A 20060-nucleotide genomic window follows, 5' to 3' on the forward strand; every position below is an offset into this window, starting at 1 on the left:
GGCTGGCTGCGCTCACCAACGAGAACGGCGCCCGGACCGAGTTCCAGTACGAGCCGGTAGGCCGCCTGCTGCATGAGACCGGGTTCGACGGCAAGGCAACCCGCTACCACTACGAGCCGGCCAGCGGGGTGCTTGTGCAGGTCATCGACGCCAACCTGTTGGTGACGGCGTTCGACTTCGACGCATCAGGCCGCCTAACGCGCCGCCGCGCCGGCCTGCGGGACAAGGAAGGCATGGTCGCCGAGCCGCAAGCGGAGACCTTCGCCTACGACGGCAACGGGCGCCTGATCCTGGCGAAAAACGTCGAAATGGTCTGGCCAGATGCCGTCTGGAGGCAGTCCTGCAGTCATTTCCTGCCCGGCGCCCGGATGATCGAGTTCGACGTGGAGAGCACGGCGCTGCCGCACGCGGTGGCACCGGCGCGCCGGTGGATGCTCGACGATGTTGGCAGTTTTCAGTGAGTTTCCTAGTCTCTTAGTCATGAGGGAGGGCATGCATGGCGAATCCGGGCTGCCTTTGGCCGCAGGCTAACCATCCAATACGCGCAAACGCAAGCAGGACGCGGTCCGAACGCGATCGCGGGGGCCCAATTCGCCTGAACAGATCCGGGGGTGGCGGCTTCGGAAAAGCAGGCTCACAAGAATCCAAGGAGCAGTCATGAAGAAAAAGCGCCCAATCACCACCTACATCGTCATCGCGATGATCCTCGGCGTTATCGTCGGGTATAGCTGTAACAAGGCCTTCCCGGATCCCGGTACCGCCAAGGAGATCGCCGGCTATATATCGATCTTCACCGATGTCTTCCTGCGCCTGATCAAGATGATCATCGCACCGCTGGTGTTTTCCACGCTGGTGGTTGGCATCGCGCACATGGGAGACGCGAGCACCGTTGGCCGCGTCGGCGTGAAGGCGCTCGGCTGGTTTATCGTGGCTTCGTTTCTCTCGCTCTCGCTGGGCCTGATACTGGCCACCCTGCTGCAGCCCGGCCACAACATCGGCCTGCCGTTGCCGGACGTGGGGGCGGCCACCAACCTGAAGACCAACGCCTTCACGCTGAAGGATTTCATTACGCACCTGGTGCCGAGGTCCGTGGCGGAGGCCATGGCTACCAATGAAATCCTGCAGATCGTGGTGTTCTCGATCTTCTTCGGCACCGCGCTGTCGACCCTGGGGGAGACGGGCAAGCGGCTGGCCGGCGTCATCGACGACCTTGCGCAGACCATGCTCAAGATCACCGGCGCCGTGATGTGGATGGCGCCCGTGGCGGTGTTCGCGGCCATCGCTTCCACCGTGACCACGCAAGGGCTGGGCATTCTCATCACCTTCGCGAAGTTCATGGGCAGCTTCTACCTTGGCCTGCTGGTGCTGTGGGGCCTGCTGGTGGCGGCCGGGTTCTTCTTCCTGGGCAAGCGGGTGTTCACGCTGATCCGGCTGATTCGCGAGCCTTTCCTGCTGTCCTTTTCCACGGCCAGCTCGGAGGCCGCCTATCCGAAGATGCTCACCGCGCTGGACCGGTTCGGCGTCAGCCGCAAGATCTCCAGCTTTGTGCTGCCGATGGGTTACTCCTTCAACCTCGACGGCACCATGATGTACTGCACGTTTGCCGTGCTGTTCATCGCGCAGGCCTACGACATTCACCTGCCGATCGGTACCCAGATCACCATGTTGCTGCTGCTCATGCTGACGTCCAAGGGCATGGCCGGGGTGCCGCGCGCATCGCTGGTGGTGATTGCCGCCACGCTGAACCAGTTCGGCATTCCGGAAGCCGGCTTGCTGCTGATCATGGGGGTCGACCAGTTCCTGGACATGGGCCGTTCGGCGACCAATGCGGTAGGCAACTCGATTGCCGCTGCCGTGGTGGMGAAGTGGGAGGGCCAGTTGGCGGGCGAGTCGGCTCTGGAGGGCGAGGGCGACAGCACGGCATCTGACGCGCGCGCCACGCTCGGCAAGCCGGACGCGGTCCAGGCCTGAGCGGCCAGCGCGGGAGGGCGTCTCGCAGGCGGCCTCCCGCGTGGTGTGCCGGGCATTGTGCGAACGATCACTGCAGGAGAGCAAATCAAATGCGTTCAAATGGAGCACGCGTGGGCGGCGGCGGCGGCGGCCGCAGGTGCTGGGGAATCGTGGCGTGGGCGGCCGTTGCGCTGTGCGCGGCATTGGCCGCCGGCGCGGCGTCGGCGCAACAGGCGGGGGAACTGGCCGGCACGCTGAAGAAGGCGAAGGAAAGCGGCACCTTGACCATCGGCTACCGCGAGTCGTCCTTGCCATTCTCGTACCTGAACCGGCTCGGCAAGCCGGTCGGCTATTCCATCGATATCTGCCGCGCGATTGTGGATGCGGCGGCGGAGGAGGTGGGGCGCGAGGTCAGCATTCAATGGACACCGGTCACCTCGGACAATCGATTCGATGCGGTCACGTCCGGCAAGGTCGACCTGGAATGTGGCTCGACCACCAGGAACGTCGAGCGCCTGAAGCGCGTGTCGTTCTCACCGGTGATCTTCGTGGCCGGGACCAAGCTGATGGTGCCGAAGGGCTCGCCGATCAAGTCGTTCAAGGACCTGAAGGGGAAGACCGTGGTCGCGACCGGCGGCACCACGAATGTGGAAGCGCTTGAGCGGCTCTCGGCCCGTTTCGGCCTGCAGCTGAACGTCATCAAGGCGCGGGACCATGCCGACGCGTTCCAGGTCTTGCAGCACGGCGGCGCGGACGCCTATGCGGGGGACGATGTGCTGCTGTACGGCTTTCTGCGCAGCAGCGGCGCTGGCGGCAGGTTCCAGATCGTCGGCGATTTCCTCTCCTACGATCCCTACGGGATCATGTTCCGCAAGGGCGATCCGCAGTTCGCCGCTGTGGCGGACAAGGCGGTGCGAGAGATGGCCGTGTCCGGGGAACTGGATCGCACGTACAAGCAATGGTTCATGAACAAGCTGCCCACCGGCGAGCGGCTCGGGTTGCCCATGAGCGCGCAGCTCGATGAGCTGATACGGGCCATCCCCGACCAGTCGGACGAACGGATTAACGGACCGACGGACTAAGGGGCTCCGGTCGGGCTTGCGCCGCCGCCGCGCGTCGCCGGCGGCGTCTGCGGAATTCATCCTCGGCGCCTGCGGCCTGGCCGCAGGCGCCCGCAAGGCTCAGCGATAGCTGGCGATGAACGCGCGCAGCTGCGGATAGATCTCTTCGCGCCAGCGCCGGCCGGAGAAAATGCCGTAGTGCCCGCAGCCCTGCGCCGTCACATGCTGCTTGCGCGCGCTGGGAATGCCCGCGCAAAGATCGTGCGCCGCCGCGGTCTGGCCCGCTCCCGTGATGTCGTCCAGTTCGCCCTCGATGGTCAGCAGCGCCGCGCCCGTGATGTCCTGCGGCCGCACCGGCTTGCCGTCGATCTCCCAGGTGCCGCTGGCCAGCCGGAATTCCTGGAACACATCGCGGATCGTATCCAGGTAGTACTCAGCGGCCATGTCGAGCACGGCGTTGTACTCGTCATAGAAGCGCACGTGGGCCTCGGCGTCGTCCAGGTCGCCATCGACCAGATTCTGGTAGTAGTCGTAATGCGAGGAGAGATGGCGATCCGGATTGGTCGCCACAAAGCCGGCGTGCTGCAGGAAGCCCGGGTAGACCTTGCGGCCGTGTCCCGGGTAGTTGGCCGGCACGGTATGAATCACGTTGTTCTCGAACCACGCGAAGGACTTGTCGGTGGCCAGCGCGTTCACGGCAGTGGGGCTGCGGCGCGCATCGATCGGGCCGCCCATCATGGTCATGGTCCGCGGCGTGGCCTCGCCGGCGGAAGCCAGCAGCGAGATGGCGGCAAGCACAGGCACGGCCGGCTGGCACACGGAGATGACATGCAGGTTTTCCGCGCCGACGTGGCGGATGAAGTCCTGAATGTAGTGCACGTAGTCGGTCAGGTGGAACGGGCCGTCCTGCGCCGGCACCATGCGGGCATCGATCCAGTCGGTCACGTAGACCTTGTGATGCTGCAGCAGGGTTCGCACCGTATCGCGCAGCAGGGTGGCGTGGTGGCCGGACAGCGGGGCGCATACCAGCACCACCGGCTCGTCCTTCAGCAACCCGATGACCTGCGGATCGTCGGCATAGCGCTTGAAGCGCAGCAGCCTGCAGAAGGGCTTGTCCATGATGGTCTGCTCCACGATGGGAACGTCCCGTCCGTGGCATTGCACCGACTTGATGTCGAAGGGCGGCTTCTTGTAATCCTTGCCGAGGCGGTAGAGCAGTTCGTAGCCGGCGGCCATCCGGTTGGCGCCCGGCATCATGGACAGCGGGCTGAGCGGATTGGTAAAGGTGCGCGACGTGGCTTGTGCCAGCGCGGTGAGCGGCAACAGCAGGGCGCTCTTGAGTTCGTGGAATTGGTAAAGCATGGGGAATACCTGTCAGTCTTGATTCTTGAAAATAGGGGGCGTCCCCCGCGCTACCGGGGGCGATGGTGGCTCTGTCGGCTCTGTTGGTTCAGGTAGCTCAGGTGGCTCTGTTTGTGCAGGTGGACTACGCCTGGGTTACTCCTCGGCCTGCACCTTGTCATAAGCGATCTGCAGACGGCGCAGCTTGGAGTACAGCGTTTGCTTGGGGATGGAAAGTGCCCTGGCGGTTGCCGCCACATCGCAGTTGTTCCGCTTGAGTTCCTCCATGACAACAACCCGTTCAAACTGTTCGAGCTGGTCGGGCAGGCTGTTGCCGTGCTCGGCATGGCTGCCGTGCAGCTCGAAATCGTCGGACAGCAGCCCGAGCACGAAACGGTCGGCCACATTGCGCAGCTCGCGCACGTTGCCAGGCCATGAATGGGACAGCAGCAGCTCGAACTGCGCGTTCCCGAGCACCGGCGCCGGCCGGTTGAAGCGGGTAGCGGCCTGCAGGATGAGATGCTCGAACAGCAGCGGGATATCTTCGCGCCGCTCGCGCAGTGGCGGCAGGTCGATAAAGGCCACGCCGATGCGGTAGTACAGGTCGGCACGGAATTTTTTTTGCTCGCTGAGGAGTTTCAGGTCTTCCTTGCTGGCAGCAATGACCCGGCAATCCACCGCGATGGGCTCGTTCGACCCCACCCGTTCGATGGAGCGCTCCTGCAGCGCGCGCAGGAACTTGACCTGCACCGACATCGGCATGCTTTCGATCTCGTCGAGGAACAAGGTGCCGCCCTGCGCATGCTCGAACTTGCCGCAGCGCCGCCGCGTGGCGCCCGTGAAGGAACCTACCTCATGGCCGAACAGCTCGCTCTCGGCCAGGGCTTCGGGCAGGCCGCCGCAGTTCAGCGGCACGAAGTTGCCGGTGCGGCGCGCGCTATGGTCATGCAGGCAGCGCGCCACCAGGTCCTTGCCCGTGCCGGTCTCGCCATAGATCACCACGTCCGCCGGCGCATCGGCCAGCGCGCGCACGGCGCGGCGCACCCGCTCCATTTGCGCGGAGCGTCCGATCAGGCAGGCCTGGATCCCGTGCCAGCTTTCCAGCTGCTCGCGCAGGCCCAGCACTTCCAGGCTGAGCTTGCGCCGGTCGGCGGCGCGCCTGACCACGGAGACCAGCCGCTCGGAGGAGCACGGCTTCTCGATAAAGTCGTACGCACCCTCGCGCATGGCTTGCACCGCCATGGAGATATCGCCGTGGCCGGTCATCAGGATCACGGGCAGGTCGGGGTCGATGTGCCGGATCTCGTTGAGCCAGGCCACGCCGTTCATGCCCGGCAGCTTCACGTCGCAGACCACCACCACCGGCTCGCCGATGCCGATGCTGCTGCGCGCCTGCTCCACCGACGCAAAGCCGTCCACAGCGAAGCCCGCCAGCTCGAGGGCCTGCGAGCTGCCAACCAGCACATCCTCCTCGTCCTCGACAAAAACCACGCGGATGGGATGGGTGTCAGTCATTGGGTTTTCTCTCATGCGACGGCGCCAGCGGCAGCTCGACCACGAACTCGGCACCGGCAGGCGCAAGGTTGCGGGCGTACAGGCGCCCGCCGAATTCGCGCACGATGTGCGCCGAGATCATCAGGCCAAGGCCTAGGCCCTTGCCCGCCGGCTTGGTGGTAATGAATGGGTCGAACAGGCGCGGCAGCACGTCGGGATGGATGCCGGGGCCGGTGTCGCGGATGGTGACGATGCAGAACAGCTCTTGCCGGGCCGCGTGGATCTCCAGCTCCCGCACCGGCGCGCCCGACAAGGCATCGGCGGCATTGCCCAGCAGGTTGACCAGCACCTGCTCGACGCGGATCTCGTCAGCCAGGACGCTGATGTCGTCGGGGTCGATCGCCACGCTGACCGTGATATCGCGCTCCCGCATCCGGGTGCTGACAAGGAGCAGTGCGTCCTGCACCGCCTGGCGTACCAGGACCGGCTGCACCGCATCCTGGGACTTGAAGGCAAAGACCTTGAGCTGCTGCGTCAGCCGGCCAAGGCGATCGATCAGCTTGGCGATGCGCTGGAGGTTGCCCGCCACATCCTTGAGCCGGCCTTTTTCCAGCAGCACCTCGGCGTTGTCCGACAGCGTGCGCATGGCCGCCAGCGGCTGGTTGAGTTCATGCACCACGCCGGCGGACATCTGCCCGAGCGCGGCCAGCTTGCCGGCGTGGACCAGGTCGCTTTGCAGCGCGCGCAGCTCGGCCGTGCGCTCCAGCACCTTGGCCTCCAGGCCATCGTGCGCGGCGCGCAGCGCGCGTTGGGCGGCGGCTTGCTGTTGCGCGGCGCGCAGGCGCAGCGCAATCACCAGCGCCAGCAGCAGGATCACCATGCAGGCCAGCAGGGCGCCGATGGCGGCGTTGCGGGCCAGGTTGCGCGCCGGCAGTTCGTCGTCCAGCAGCATGATGCGCCAGAGGCCGTGGTTGACCGTGCGCTCCGAGGCCAGGTAGTCCACGCCATCCAGGCGCACGCGCATGCTGTGCGCGTCCAGCCGGGCACGTACCTGCCAGTCCAGCGGCATCAGGTCGGACTTGCCGTAGGTGCGCGCCAGGCCGGCCTCGGCCAGCATCGCTTGCGTCAGCGGCGCCAGCGGGCGCAGCCGCCACGGCGCAAGCGACGCCAGGATGACCACATCGCGGGTGTCGACCACCAGCACCTTGCCCGGGATCTGGACCCAGTTGCGTTCCACCGCGTCGAGGTTGACCTTGACCGTGGCCACGCCGCGCTGCGCGCCGCCCTGCTGCAACGCGTAGGCGAGGTAATAGCCGGGCCGGCCGGAGGTAAACCCTACGCCGTAGAAGCGGCCCCGGCCGTGCTCCAGCGCATCGCGCATATACGGCCGGAACGAGAGGTCGGCGCCCACCGGGGTACCCGGCTGGTCCCAGTCGGCCGCCGCCAGGGTCAGGCCGGAGCGCTGGGTGACGTACAGGTTGTCCGCGCCGGCGGTTGCGGTGATGCCGTGCAGGTAACGGCTGACCTGCTGCTTGAGCGCCGCGTCATCGGGCCGGCTGAGCAACGCGAAGACTTCCGTGGTGGATTCGAGCAACGAAGGCAGGTAATCGAAGCGGGACAGCTCGCCGTCAAGCCGCGCGGACACGACATCGAGGCGATGCTGGGCGGCAACCCGCAGCTGATCGAGCCCGGCGCGCAACGCCATGGCATAGGCCAGCCACGTGGCCAGCGCGATCGCTACCAATGCCATACCGCACCAGATGCCCATGCGCATACGGCCGAGATTCATGTCGCGAGCCCTTTCTCCGCGGTCCTCAACGATGGAGGACTTGTCGTCMGGATACCAGTGATGGAAGCGAGACCTGTGTTCGTCCGGGCACAGGTCGGGTGAACGCAGTGTACTCCCGGAGCACGGCTGCGCGAAACCCGCGAAGCCGTCGACGGGGCCTTGCGTTGTGTCGCGCCGCAGCATGTTCCGGGGCCAGCTAGGCATAGCGGAGTTCGCCGGTCTTGCCACGGAATACCCGGTAGGAGAACACCGTGTAGCCGGCAATGGCCGGCACCGAGATGCACACGCCCACCAGGATCACCTTCAAGGCCTCCGGGCTGCTGGCAGCCTGCCAGATCGTCAGGCGGTGGATCACGACAAACGGAAAGATGCTGTAGGCCAGCCCGAGGAAGCTGAGCACAAAGACCCCGATCAGCAGCACGAAGGGCAGCCAGCTCACCGGCCCGCGCACCACGCGGGTGTTCAGCAGCATGCGCACGGCCACGAGCGCCACGCCGGTCACCAGCGGGATGGAGACGAGGGCGACGATCTGCGGCAGCACGAACCAGCGCTCGCGCACCGCCGGGCTGATCCACGGCGTGGCAATCGAGATCAATGCCAGCCCGCAGACCATCGGCGCCCACGCGATCCTGGCCCAGTGCACCGCGCGCTGCTGGAGTTCGCCCTCGGTCTTCATGACGAGCCAGCACGCGCCGAGCAGCACGTAGGCCATCGGCAACGCCACGGCGATGGCCGCAGCAAACAAGGGGTAGTTCCAACCGGTACCGAAGCCACTGATGTAACGTCCCAGCATCCAGCCTTGCGAGACCGACGCGATCGTCGAGCCGGCGAAGAAGAGGTTGTCCCACATCGGCTTGTGCGCGCTCTTCACCTTCACCCGGAAGTCGAACGCCACGCCGCGCAGGATCAGCCCCACCAGCATCAGCGTGACAGGCAGGTAGAGCTCGGTCAATATCAATCCGTGCGCCTTAGGGAAAGCCACGAGGAGGATGCCGATGCCGAGCACCAGCCAGGTTTCGTTGGCATCCCAGAACGGACCGATCGACGCCACCATGACGTCTTTCTCGGCCGGGGCCGCCCGGTGCATCAGCATGCCGACGCCCAGGTCATAGCCATCGCTGATCACGTAGACCAGCATGGCCACGCCCATCAGCGCCATGAAGATCACGGGCAGGGCGTCGTCCAAACGCATCCAGGTCATGGTTGGCTCCCGGCAGGCAAGGGGTGCGCGGCGATCGCGCCGGGCGCAGGTGTGGGTTGTCCGGTGTGATCGGCCCCGAGCGGCACTTCCGGTTTCTCCGCCAGGTACTTGAGCACGCTGACGTAGGCGACGATCAGCGCGAGGTACACCGTCGCAAACAGCGCCAGCGTCAGGGCGATATGGGGCGCCGGCACGTTGGAGGCAACGTCGGCGGTGCGTACCAGGCCGTAGACGATAAAGGGCTGGCGTCCGATCTCGGTGACGTACCAGCCGGCCACCGTGGCAATCCAGCCGGAGAAGGTCATGCCCGCGAATCCCCACAGCAGCGCGCGCGGCAGCCGCTGCGGCTGCCAGCCGGCGCGGCGGTACCACCACCAGCCCAGCCAGCTGRCCGCCAGCATCAGCACACCCATGCCCACCATCACGCGAAACGCGAAGAACAGCGGCAGGACGGGCGGATGCGCGTCGCCGAACGTGTTCAGCCCGCGGATCTCGCCGTCGGCGCGGTGCGTCAGGATCAGGCTGGCGAGATGCGGGATGCCGATCGCCGCGCGGTTGGTGCGCGCGCCGGCATCGGGAATGGCGAAGAGCAGCAAGGGCGCGCCGCGCTCGGTTTCCCACACGCCCTCCATGGCCGCGATCTTCTGGGGCTGATGCGCAAGCGTGTTGAGCCCGTGCATGTCGCCGACCACGATCTGCAGCGGGATCGCGACGGCGGCGAGGGTCAGCCCGACCCGCAGCACCTTGGGCGCGGATAGCTGTCCGGTGCCCTTGAGCAACTGCCAAGCGCTCAGCCCCGCGAGCAGGAAGGCGCAGGTCAGCGCCGAGGCCAGCAGCATGTGGCAGAAGCGGTAGGGGAAGGACGGGTTGAAGATGACGGCGAGCCAGCTCTGCACATGGAACTCGCCATGGATGATCTCGTAGCCCTGTGGCGTCTGCATCCAGGAGTTCAGCGCCAGGATCCAGAAGGCGCTGAGCGTGGTGCCGAAGGCGACGAAGAAGGTCGACATCAGGTGTATCCGCTCGCCCACCTTGCCGTGGCCGAACAGCATCACGCCAAGAAAGCCGGCTTCGAGAAAGAAGGCGGTCAGCACTTCATAGGCGAGCAGGGGCCCGGCAATATTGCCAACCGTTTCCATGAAGCCTGGCCAGTTGGTGCCGAACTGGAAGCTCATGGTGATGCCGCTGACCACGCCAAGCGCGAACGTCAGCGCGAACACCTTGGTCCAGAACCGGTAGGCGCTCAGCCAGGCATGGCGCAGCGGTGGCGAGTCCGCCTTCAGATAGCGCCAGCGGAAGAACAGCAGCAACCATCCCAGGCCAATGCTGATGGTCGGGAACAGGATATGGAATGTGATGTTGGCAGCAAACTGCATGCGCGCCAGCAGGATGGGATCCATCTGTCCGGGCTCCTCCGTGGGTTGTGGATGGGACGCCGCGCTTGCGGCGTCCCGGTTGCTGCATGGCGGTGCGGCTACCGCGAGGTCAGCGCTTGCCTTCCCCGTTCAGGCCATTCGACATGCCGATCAGCACGCCGCTGACCAGCGTGGCGTAGTGCTCGAGCCAGGCTTCGGTGCTGCTTTGCGCAAAGGCCCGTCCCTCGCGCGCGAGCTCGCGCGCCTGGGTGGTCAGTTGCTCGACCACCGCCGTGGCACTGGCGCCGGTTGCCGTGCCCTTTAGCTTCATGCCGTCCAGCACCGACGACCACGGCCCCTGCACCGACTGCGGCAACTCGCCGATGGATTTGGCGACCGAGCCCAACAGCGCGTCCTCCATCTTCTCGATGTCGGCCACGGCCTTCTTGAGGTGGGTCTCGCGCAATTGGGCGCCCTGGTCGACGATCTGCTGCAACGCCCGGCGATTGGCTTCCACCGCCTGCACCAGCGCGGCGTCCATTCCCTGCGCGACCTGGGACAACATCGGCTCCAGCCCCGGCCCGGCGAGCCCGCTGCTGGCCGCCCCGGCGGAGGCCGCCTGGGTGACCATCTTCAGCGTGTCCTTGATGCTCTTCAGGGTCAGCTCCCGGCCTTGCAACGCCTTGAGGGTCGCCTGCTGGACAGCCTGTTGCAGGGATTGACCTTGCTTTTCCGACGCTTGCGCGAACTGCTTGATCAGCGCGTCGTGATCGATGCCCATGGATTTCATATGGTCTCCGGTTGCTGCCTTGCCTTGTTGTTGTCTTGCCAGATGGCCGTCATCGCTGCGCCAGCGTCATTGCATGTGCTGGCCGCCGTTGATGGCGATGTTGGCGCCGGTCAGGAAGGCGGCTTCCTCCGAGGCCAGGTAGATGATCAGGCCCGCCACTTCCTCCGGCTTGCCCAGGCGGCCTACCGGGATCTGCGGGAGAATCTTGGTATTCAGGATCTCCTCGGGAATGGCGGTGACCATCTTGGTGCCGATGTAGCCGGGCGAGATGGTGTTTACCGTCACGCCTTTCCGGGCGACCTCCAGGGCCAGTGCCTTGGTAAAGCCGTGCACGCCGGCCTTGGCGGCCGAGTAGTTGGTCTGGCCGAACGCGCCCTTGGAGCCGTTGACCGACGACACATTGACCACGCGGCCCCAGCCGCGCTCGACCATGCCGTCCGCGACCTGCTTGGTCATGTTGAACAGGCTGTCCAGGTTGGTGCGCAGCACCATGTCCCAGTTCACCTTGTCCATCTTCYTGAACGTCATGTCGCGCGTGATGCCGGCGTTGTTGACCAGCACATCGACCGGGCCGGCGACTTCCGTCACGGCCGCCACCGCCTTCGCGCACGAATCGATGTCCGCCACATCGCAGGGCACGGCGAGGATGTCGTAGCCGCGTGCCTTCATCTGCTGAACCCATTCGCCATGGGTGGTGTTGCCGGGCGAATAGGTGACCGCCACCCGGTAGCCGGCATCGGCCATCTTGGTGGAAATGGTTTCGCCCAGGCCGCCCATGCCGCCCGTGACCAGTACTACGCGTTGCTTGCTCATCGTTGTTTTCTCCTTGTGGAATGCATGTTGTCTTGGCACTCGATTAGCGCTCGACGGCCAGCGCCACGCCCATGCCGCCGCCGATGCACAGCGACGCCAGGCCGCGCCTGGCATCGCGCCGCGCCATTTCATGGAGCAGGGTGACCAGGATGCGGCAGCCGGACGCGCCGATGGGATGGCCGATGGCAATGGCGCCGCCATTGACGTTGATCTTGCTGGCGTCCCAGTCCATTTCCTGGTTGACCGCGCACGCCTGGGCGGCGAAGGCCTCGTTGATTTCCATCAGGTCCAGGTCGTTGATGCTCCAGCCCGCCTTTTGCAGGCAACGCTGCGAGGCCGGGACCGGGCCCATGCCCATGATCGTGGGGTCAAGCCCGGCGCTGGCATAGGAGGCGATGCGGGCCAGCGGCGTCAGCCCCAGCTCGCGCGCCTTGCTGGCCGACATCATCAGCACCGCCGCCGCGCCGTCGTTCAGGCCCGAGGCATTGCCGGCGGTGACGGAGCCGGCCTTGTCGAACGCCGGGCGCAGGCCCGCCAGGGCATCGGCCGTGGTGCCGTGCTTGATGAACTCATCGGTATCGAACACCACCGTGCCCTTCTTCGAGACGATCGAGACCGGCACGATCTCGTCCTTGAAACGGCCGGTCTTCTGTGCCAGCTCGGCCTTCTGTTGCGACGCGGCCGCGAACGCGTCCTGCTGTTCGCGCGAGATGTTGTAGGCCTTGGCCACGTTCTCGGCGGTGGTGCCCATGTGGTACTGGTTGAAGGCGTCCCACAGGCCGTCGACGATCATGGTGTCGGTCAGCTTCCAGTCGCCCATGCGCTGGCCGTCGCGCGAGCCTGACAGCACGTGCGGTGACGCGCTCATGTTCTCCTGGCCGCCGGCGATGACGATATCCGCGTCGCCGCACTTGATGGCCTGGGCCGCCAGGTGCACGGCCTTCAGGCCGGAGCCGCAGACCTTGCCGATGGTCATGGCGGGCACGGTGTTGGGCAAGCCGGCCTTGATGGCGGCCTGGCGCGCAGGGTTCTGCCCGCTGCCAGCGGTCAGCACCTGGCCCAGCAGCACTTCGTCGACCATCTCGGGTTTCAGGCCGCTGCGTTCGAGCAAGGCCTTGATGACCGTGGCGCCCAGTTCGGGGGCCGGCACCTTGGCGAGCGATCCGCCGAACTTGCCCACGGCGGTTCTGGCCGCGGCGACGATAACAACATCTTCCATGTGACTCTCCTGGGTGAATCTTGGGGGTAGGGTGGATAGCGGATTGACGGGGCGGCTGGCTGGTTGGCAGCTAGCTGGCCTTCGCCTTGACGTAGCGCCCGGGTGCGGGCTCGATCACGGGGTACGCGGCGTTGCCGGGCGACCGGCGCGCAGCGGTGCGCGCGCCGGCGTGTTGCGCCAGCCAGCGGGTCCAGGCCGGCCACCAGCTGCCTTCGGCGCGCTCGGCGCCGTCGAGCCAGCATTGCGGATCGCCCTGGAGCGGCCCGGTCCAGTGGTGGCGCTTGCCTTTGGCCGGCGGGTTGATCACGCCGGCGATGTGGCCGCTGGCGCCCAGCACAAAGGTCGTGGGCCCGCCCAGCAGGCGCGTGGTGGCATAGGCGCTGCCCCACGGCACGATATGGTCGTCATGCGAGGCATAGAGAAAGGCAGGCACCTGGACCCGGGCAAAGTCCACCGGCTCGCCGCACTGCACCGTGCCGCCGGGCACCCGCATGCGGTTCTCCAGGTAGGCGTTGCGCAGGTACCAGCAGTACATCGGCCCGGGCAGGTTGGTGTCGTCGCAGTTCCAGGACAGCAGGTCGAACGCGGGCGGCGCGCTCCCCTTCAGGTAGCTGTTGACGGCATAAGGCCAGATCAGGTCGTTGGCGCGCAGCGCCGCGAACACATGGGCCAGCTCGCGGCCGCGCAGCAGCCCGCCGCGGCCGATCGTGGCCTCGCGCATGGCGACCATGGCTTCATTGACCAGCAACCCGATCTCGCCCGTGTCGTGGAAATCCAGCATCGTGGTGAGCAGCGTGACGCTGGCAACCTTGTCCTCGCCGCGCGCGGCGGCCACAGCCAGCGCGCATGCCAGCAGCGTGCCGCCCACGCAGAAGCCCAGCGTGTTGACGCGATCGGCGCCGGTGATGTCCTGCGCCACGTCGATGGCGCGCAGCACGCCCTGTTCGAGATAGTCGTCCCAGGTCAGGTGCCCCTGCGCCTGCGCCACGTTGCGCCAGGACACCAGGAACACCGTATGCCCTTGCGCCACCGCATGGGCGACGAAAGAGTTCTCGGGCTGCAGGTCGAGGATGTAGAACTTGTTGATGCAGGGTGGCACGATCAGCAGGGGGCGCTGATGGACCTTGCCCTCGCCCGGCGCATACTGGATGAGCTGCATCAGCGCGTTCTCATGCACCACGGCGCCCGGCGTGGTGGCCACGTTGCGGCCAACCTCGAAGCTCTGCTCATCGGTCATGGAGACGCGCCCCTTGGCCAGATCCTGCAGGAACAGGCGCATGCCCTCCACCAGGCTGGCGCCGCCGGAGTCCACGGCCAGCTGCAGCGCCTCGGGGTTGGTGGCCAGGCAGTTGGCAGGGCTGAGCGCATCCAGCACCTGGCGCAGCGCAAACTGCCACTGGCCCTTGGTCTGCGCATCGGCCGGCGCCTGCTCGATCGCGCCTTGCAGCAGCGTGGCGTAGCTCTGGTAGTGGCGCACCGCCAGCGCGAAGCGCGGGTCGTCGCGCCAGGCCTGTGCGGCAAAGCGCCGGTCCGCGGTGCCGGCAGGCTCGCCCGCCGGCCAGAGCGCGCTCATTTGCCTGAGGGCCTGTTCCGGCCAGGCGGCAAGCGCGCGCGCCGCCGCCAGCATGGAGACCGGCGCGGGCGTGGCGTCGTCGTCCTGCGGCGCATGGCCGGGAGCGGCGCCGAACGCGCGCAGCATGGTCTGTTGCGCGCTCAAGAGCTCGGTAATCCAGCGGGAGGGAYCGGGTGTGGGATTGGTCATGGGGTCCGGAAGAGTGCGATTGCGTGTGCGGGACGGCGCCACGGGGCTCAGTGCAGCTTCACATGCGGCTCGGTGCGCCGGACGATGGAGCGCGCCAGCGTGTCCAGCGCCACCTTGGCAAAGCCGTGCAAGGCCAGTTCGTGCATCTTGTAGAGCGACAGGTACATCATCCGGGCGAACAGTCCCTCCACCATCAGGCTGCCGCCGATCAGGCCGCCCATCATGTTGCCCACGGTGCTGAACTCGCCCAGCGACACCAGCGAGCCGAAATCGCGGTAGCGGTAGTCGGCCAGCGGCTTGCCCGCCATGCGGGCGCGGACCTGCCTGACCATGTGGGAGGCCTGCTGGTGCGCGGCCTGGGCGCGCGGCGGCACGAACCCGCCCTTGCCCTGATTGGCCTCGGGCCACGCGCACGCCGCGCAATCGCCGATCGCGAAGATGTTCTCGTCGMGGCTGGCCTGCAGCGTGGGGTGCACGACCAGCTGGTTGATCCGGTTGGTCTCAAGGCCCGCCAGGTCCTTGAGAAAGTCAGGCGCTTTCACGCCCGCCGCCCATACCACCAGCTCCGCGGGCAGCAGGCGGCCATCGCCCAGCAGCACGCCACCGGGCAGCACCTCGGCCACCTTGGCGTCGGTGAGCACATCCACGCCCAGCTTGCGCAGCAGGCTCTCCGTGGCGCTTGAGAGGCGTGGCGGCAGCGCCGGCAGCACGCGCGGCGCGGCTTCGATCAGCGTAACGCGGATGTCMTTGTCGGCGTCGACCCGGTCCAGGCCGAAGGCCACTACCTCGCGGGTGGTGCGGTGCAGCTCGGCCGCCAGTTCCACCCCGGTGGCGCCGGCGCCGATGATAGCAACGTGCAGCTGCTGGGCCAGCAGCGGCGCGGTCTGCGCATGCGCGCGGATGCAGGCATTGACCATGCGCGAGTGAAAGCGCAGCGCGTCCGCGGCGGACTCCAGCCGCATGGCGTGCTCGTAGACGCCAGGGGTGCCGAAGTCATTGCTCTGGCTGCCCACCGCGATGACCAGCGTGTCGTAGCCAAAGGTGCGCGGCGGTGTGATCTGCGTGCCTTCGTCGTCGACATAGGGCGCCACCAGCACCTCACGGCGCTCCCGGTCCAGGCCCACCATCTCGCCGACGCGGTAGCGGAAGTGGTGCCAGTGCGATTGCGCGAGATAGCCCACCTCATGCGCGCTCATGTCCATGCTGCCGGCGGCGATCTCGTGCAGCTTGGGCTTCCACACGTGGGTGCGGGTCTTCTCGATCAGGGTGACTTCGGCTTGCCGGCGCCGGCCAAGGGTGTTGCCCAGCCGGGTGGCCAGCTCAAGGCCGCCGGCGCCGCCGCCGACGATGACGATGCGGTGCGGTGCCTTGACGCTGGCGTCGGGACGATAGGTGGAAGGTTTCATCGCGGCCTGCCGGTCACCGGGTCAGCGTGGTGCCGGAGGCCGGCATGCGCGCCACCATCGGATCGAGCACGGCCTCCGGTTCGTCGGCCTCGGCGTCCGATTCGTTGTCCAGCCGGCGGTGCATGCGCGCCACGTCCAGGTCGCCGGTCCATTTCGCCACCACCACCGTGGCCACGCCGTTGCCGATCAGGTTGGTCAGCGCGCGCGCCTCCGACATGAAGYGGTCGATGCCCAGGATCAGGGCCAGGCCCGCCACCGGCACATGGCCCACCGCCGACAGCGTGGCCGCCAGCACGATGAAGCCGCTGCCGGTGACCCCGGCCGCGCCCTTGGAGGTGAGCAGCAGCACGGCCAGCAGCGTGAGCTGCTGCGTCAGGCTCATGTCGGTGTTGGTGGCCTGRGCGATRAACACSGCMGCCATGGTCAGGTAGATGGACGTGCCATCCAGGTTGAACGAGTAGCCGGTGGGGATCACCAGCCCCACGACGGACTTGCGCGCGCCCAGGTTCTCCAGCTTGGCCATCATCCGCGGCAGCACCGATTCGGACGACGACGTGCCCAGCACGATCAGCAGTTCCTCCTTGATGTACTTGATGAACTTCCAGATCGAGAACCCATGCGCGCGCGCGATGCCGCCAAGCACGACAAAGATGAAGAACAGGCAGGTTGCATAGAACGTCGCCATCAGCTGGCCAAGCTGCAGCAGCGAGCCCACGCCGTATTTCCCGATGGTAAACGCCATGGCCCCGAACGCGCCGATGGGGGCCACCTTCATGATGTAGCCGACGATGGTGAACAGCACATGCGAGAACTTCTCGATGAAGTCGAACACCAGCGTGCCGCGCCCGCCGAACTTATGCAGCGCGAAGCCAAACATCACGGCAAACAGCAGCACCTGCAGGATCTCGCCCTTGGCGAACGCGTCCACCACGGTATTGGGGATCACATGCAGCAGGAAATCCACCGTGCCCTGTATCTTGCCGGGCTCGGTATAGGCGGCGATGCTCTTGGTATCGAGCGTGCTTACGTCGACGTTCATGCCCGCCCCGGGCTTGACGATGTTGATGATCACGAGACCCACCACCAGTGCAATGGCGCTTACCACCTCGAAGTACAGCAGCGCCAGCCCGCCGGTCTTGCCGACCTTCTTCATGTCCTCCATGCCGGCGATGCCGACCACCACCGTGCAGAAGATGATCGGCGCGATGATCATCTTGATCAGCTTGATGAAGCCGTCGCCCAACGGCTTCATCGCCTCGCCGGCCTGCGGATAGAAGTGGCCGAGGATCACACCGATGACGATCGCGGTGATGACCTGGAAGTACAGGGATCGGTACAACGGCTTGGGGTGATTGTCATTGTCCATGGGTGTCTCCTCGTTGGGGTTGCTTGGCCGCCGGCGTCGTCGGGGGGCAGGTCAGTCGATTGCCCAGGCCGTTGCGCGCTGCGCGCCGGCGTCGACCGTTGCCACGGCGCTCATGTTGACGATGCGGCGTACCGTCGATGAAGACGTCAGGATGTGCACCGGGCGCGCGGCGCCGAGCAGGATGCCGCCCACCGTGATGCCGCCGCCCGCGGCGATGCGCATCAGGTTGTACGAGATGTTGGCGGCGTCCACGTTGGGCATCACCAGCAGGTTGGCTTCGGTGGGCAGGCAGGATTCGGGGAACTCGTGTTCCAGGATGGGCTTGGACAGCGCCGCATCGCCGCGCATCTCGCCTTCGACGGCCAGCGACGGCTCGCGCGCCTTCACCAGCGCCAGCGCTTCGCGCATCTTCACCGCCGCCGGCGCGGTGGAGCCGCCGAAGTTGGAGTGGGAAAGCAGGGCCACGCTAGGCGCGATGCCGAAACGCCGGACCGCCTCGGCCGCCAGCAGCGTAATGTCGGCGATCTGCTGCGCCGTCGGGTCGAGGTTGACGTGGGTGTCGCAGATAAACAGCTGGCGCCCCGGCAGCATCAGCATCTGCATGACGGCGAGCGTCTCGCTGCCGGGCTTGAGGCCGATGGTGTCCCGCACATAGCCAAGGTGGTCCTGGAAGCGGCCCACGGTGCCGCACAGCATGGCGTCGGCCCGGCCCTGGCGCACCAGCATGGCGCCCAGCAGCGTACCGCGGCTGCGCACCTCCGTCTGTGCCAGCGCCCGCGAGACGCCGTCGCGGCAACTCAGCTGGTAGTACGCCTCGGCCGCGTCGCGATAGACGGCGGGGTCCAGTGGGTCCACGCACTCGCAATCCACGCCGGGCTGCAGGCGCAGGCCGAATTGCGCAATGCGCTGGACGATGGCAGCGGGGCGGCCGACAAGCAACGGGCGCGCGATGCCCTCATCGATCACCACCTGGGCGGCGCGCAGCACGCGCTCGTCCTCGCCTTCGGCGTAGATCACCCGCTTGGGCGCGCGTTTGGCGGCGGCAAACACCGGCCCCATGGCGCTGCGCGACTGGTAGACGAACTGGCCAAGGCGCTGGCGATACGCCTCCATGTCGGCGATCKGACGCGTTGCCACGCCGCTGTCCATCGCGGCCTTGGCCACGGCGGGCGCCACCGCTTCGATCAGGCGCGGGTCGAACGGCTTGGGAATCAGGTATTCGGCGCCGAAGCGCAGGCCCGCCGCGCCGTACGCCTGCGCGACCACTTCGGGGATTTCCGCATGCGCCAGTTCGGCGATGGCGCGCACGGCGGCCAGCTTCATCTCCTCGTTGATGGTGGTGGCGCCAACGTCTAGCGCACCGCGGAAGATGAACGGAAAGCACAGGACGTTGTTGACCTGGTTCGGATAGTCCGAGCGGCCGGTGCCCAGGATGGCATCGGGGCGCACCGCCAGCGCGGCCTCCGGCGCAATCTCCGGGGTGGGGTTGGCCATGGCCAGGATGATCGGGTCGCGCGCCATGACCTTGACCATCTCCGGCTTGAGCACGCCGCCGGCCGACAGCCCCAGGAAGATGTCCGCGCCGCCGATGATGTCGGCCAGCGTGCGCGCGGACGTGTCCTGCGCATAGCGCGCCTTGTTCGGGTCCATCGCCTCCTTGCGGCCCTGATAGACCACGCCGTTGCTGTCGGAGACGAACACGTTGCCGATTGGCAGGCCCAGGTTGACGATCAGGTCCAGGCAGGCCAGTGCCGCGGCGCCGGCGCCGGACGCCACCAGCTTGACTTCGGCGATATCCTTGCCAACGTGCTTGAGCGCATTCAGGATGGCCGCGGCGGCCACGATGGCGGTGCCGTGCTGGTCGTCGTGAAAGACCGGGATCTTCATGCGCTCGCGCAGCTTCTTCTCGATGTAGAAGCACTCGGGCGCCTTGATGTCTTCCAGGTTGATGCCGCCAAAGGTCGGTTCCATGCGGGCGATGGTGTCGATCAGCGCATCCGGGTCGTCCTCCGCCAGTTCGATGTCGAACACATCGATGCCCGCGAACTTCTTGAACAGGCAGCCCTTGCCCTCCATCACCGGCTTGCCCGCCAGCGGCCCGATATTGCCCAGGCCCAGCACCGCGGTGCCATTGGTAATCACGGCGACCAGGTTGGCGCGCGACGTGAGGTTCATTGCCTCGGCCGGATCGCGCACGATCTCCATGCAGGCGTCGGCCACGCCCGGAGAGTAGGCGAGGGCAAGGTCGCGCTGCGTGGCCATTGCCTTGGTCGGCGTCACGGAGATCTTGCCGGGCGTGGGGTAACGGTGGTAGTCGAGTGCGGCTTCGCGAAGGTTTTCGGTCATGGTTGTCTCTGTGGCTCGGTCGGGGCGCCAGATCGGCGATAGACAGTCTTGTGATCTCTTGGGCGTGGCGCACGGCGAAAATGCCGCGCCGTGCGCCTCTCGCGTATTGCTTATTGCTTATTGCTTCTTCTTATTTCTTCTTCACAGGCGGCAGGTCGGTGCAATGC

At 66.5% G+C, this 20060-nt stretch carries 15 protein-coding genes; 3 read left to right on the plus strand and 12 right to left on the minus strand.

What is annotated here, in order from left to right; genetic code table 11:
* The 3 genes from AC1DS3_RS19050 to AC1DS3_RS19060 form a co-directional block, all read left to right on the plus strand.
* The coding region (locus AC1DS3_RS19050) for a hypothetical protein (RefSeq protein WP_477127710.1) at positions 1–461 on the plus strand (461 nt) is incomplete at its 5' end.
* Between the two features lie 196 nt (positions 462–657).
* Positions 658–1971: a dicarboxylate/amino acid:cation symporter gene (locus AC1DS3_RS19055; RefSeq protein ID WP_477127711.1), complete on the plus strand. Its 1314-nt coding sequence runs from the start codon at positions 658–660 to the stop codon at positions 1969–1971.
* Positions 1972–2081: 110 nt separating this feature from the next.
* A complete protein-coding gene (locus AC1DS3_RS19060; RefSeq protein WP_441631195.1) occupies positions 2082–3032 on the plus strand; it encodes an amino acid ABC transporter substrate-binding protein in 951 nt (316 codons plus the stop codon).
* Positions 3033–3131: 99 nt separating this feature from the next.
* Here the strand turns inward: AC1DS3_RS19060 and AC1DS3_RS19065 are convergent, their stop codons facing one another.
* The 12 genes from AC1DS3_RS19065 to AC1DS3_RS19120 form a co-directional block, all read right to left on the minus strand.
* Positions 3132–4373, minus strand: a complete 1242-nt coding sequence (locus AC1DS3_RS19065; protein WP_441631197.1) for a polyhydroxyalkanoate depolymerase — start codon at positions 4371–4373, stop codon at positions 3132–3134.
* 135 nt (positions 4374–4508) lie between these two features.
* Positions 4509–5867, minus strand: coding sequence for a sigma-54-dependent transcriptional regulator (locus AC1DS3_RS19070; RefSeq protein WP_459375482.1), 1359 nt, complete (start codon positions 5865–5867; stop codon positions 4509–4511).
* Positions 5860–7635 carry a sensor histidine kinase gene (locus AC1DS3_RS19075; RefSeq protein WP_441631201.1) on the minus strand — a complete coding sequence of 592 codons (1776 nt, stop codon included), beginning with the start codon at positions 7633–7635 and terminating at the stop codon, positions 5860–5862. The genes AC1DS3_RS19070 and AC1DS3_RS19075 overlap by 8 nt, the downstream gene beginning before the upstream one ends.
* 196 nt (positions 7636–7831) lie before the next feature.
* A complete protein-coding gene (locus tag AC1DS3_RS19080; RefSeq protein ID WP_441631473.1) occupies positions 7832–8827 on the minus strand; it encodes a cytochrome d ubiquinol oxidase subunit II in 996 nt (331 codons plus the stop codon).
* A gap of 5 nt (positions 8828–8832) precedes the next feature.
* Positions 8833–10236 carry a cytochrome ubiquinol oxidase subunit I gene (locus AC1DS3_RS19085; RefSeq protein WP_477127712.1) on the minus strand — a complete coding sequence of 468 codons (1404 nt, stop codon included), beginning with the start codon at positions 10234–10236 and terminating at the stop codon, positions 8833–8835.
* Positions 10237–10321: 85 nt separating this feature from the next.
* A complete protein-coding gene (locus AC1DS3_RS19090; protein WP_441631205.1) occupies positions 10322–10981 on the minus strand; it encodes a DUF6781 family protein in 660 nt (219 codons plus the stop codon).
* A 66-nt stretch (positions 10982–11047) separates the two neighbouring features.
* Positions 11048–11794: an acetoacetyl-CoA reductase gene (gene phbB / locus AC1DS3_RS19095; protein WP_477127713.1), complete on the minus strand. Its 747-nt coding sequence runs from the start codon at positions 11792–11794 to the stop codon at positions 11048–11050.
* Positions 11795–11837: 43 nt separating this feature from the next.
* Complete coding sequence (locus AC1DS3_RS19100) at positions 11838–13013, minus strand: acetyl-CoA C-acetyltransferase (RefSeq protein ID WP_441631207.1); 1176 nt, start codon at positions 13011–13013, stop codon at positions 11838–11840.
* Positions 13014–13083: 70 nt separating this feature from the next.
* The gene (gene phaC, locus AC1DS3_RS19105) at positions 13084–14730 is read right to left on the minus strand and encodes a class I poly(R)-hydroxyalkanoic acid synthase (RefSeq protein ID WP_477127714.1); all 1647 of its coding nucleotides are present in this window, start codon (positions 14728–14730) and stop codon (positions 13084–13086) included.
* A 92-nt stretch (positions 14731–14822) separates the two neighbouring features.
* A complete protein-coding gene (locus AC1DS3_RS19110; protein WP_477127715.1) occupies positions 14823–16181 on the minus strand; it encodes an NAD(P)/FAD-dependent oxidoreductase in 1359 nt (452 codons plus the stop codon).
* 13 nt (positions 16182–16194) lie between these two features.
* A complete protein-coding gene (locus tag AC1DS3_RS19115) occupies positions 16195–17547 on the minus strand; it encodes a dicarboxylate/amino acid:cation symporter (protein WP_477127716.1) in 1353 nt (450 codons plus the stop codon).
* A 51-nt stretch (positions 17548–17598) separates the two neighbouring features.
* Complete coding sequence (locus AC1DS3_RS19120; protein WP_477127717.1) at positions 17599–19893, minus strand: NADP-dependent malic enzyme; 2295 nt, start codon at positions 19891–19893, stop codon at positions 17599–17601.
* Between the last annotated feature and the right edge of the window lie 167 nt (positions 19894–20060).

It is taken from the genome of Cupriavidus sp. 01L46, from assembly GCF_056399905.1.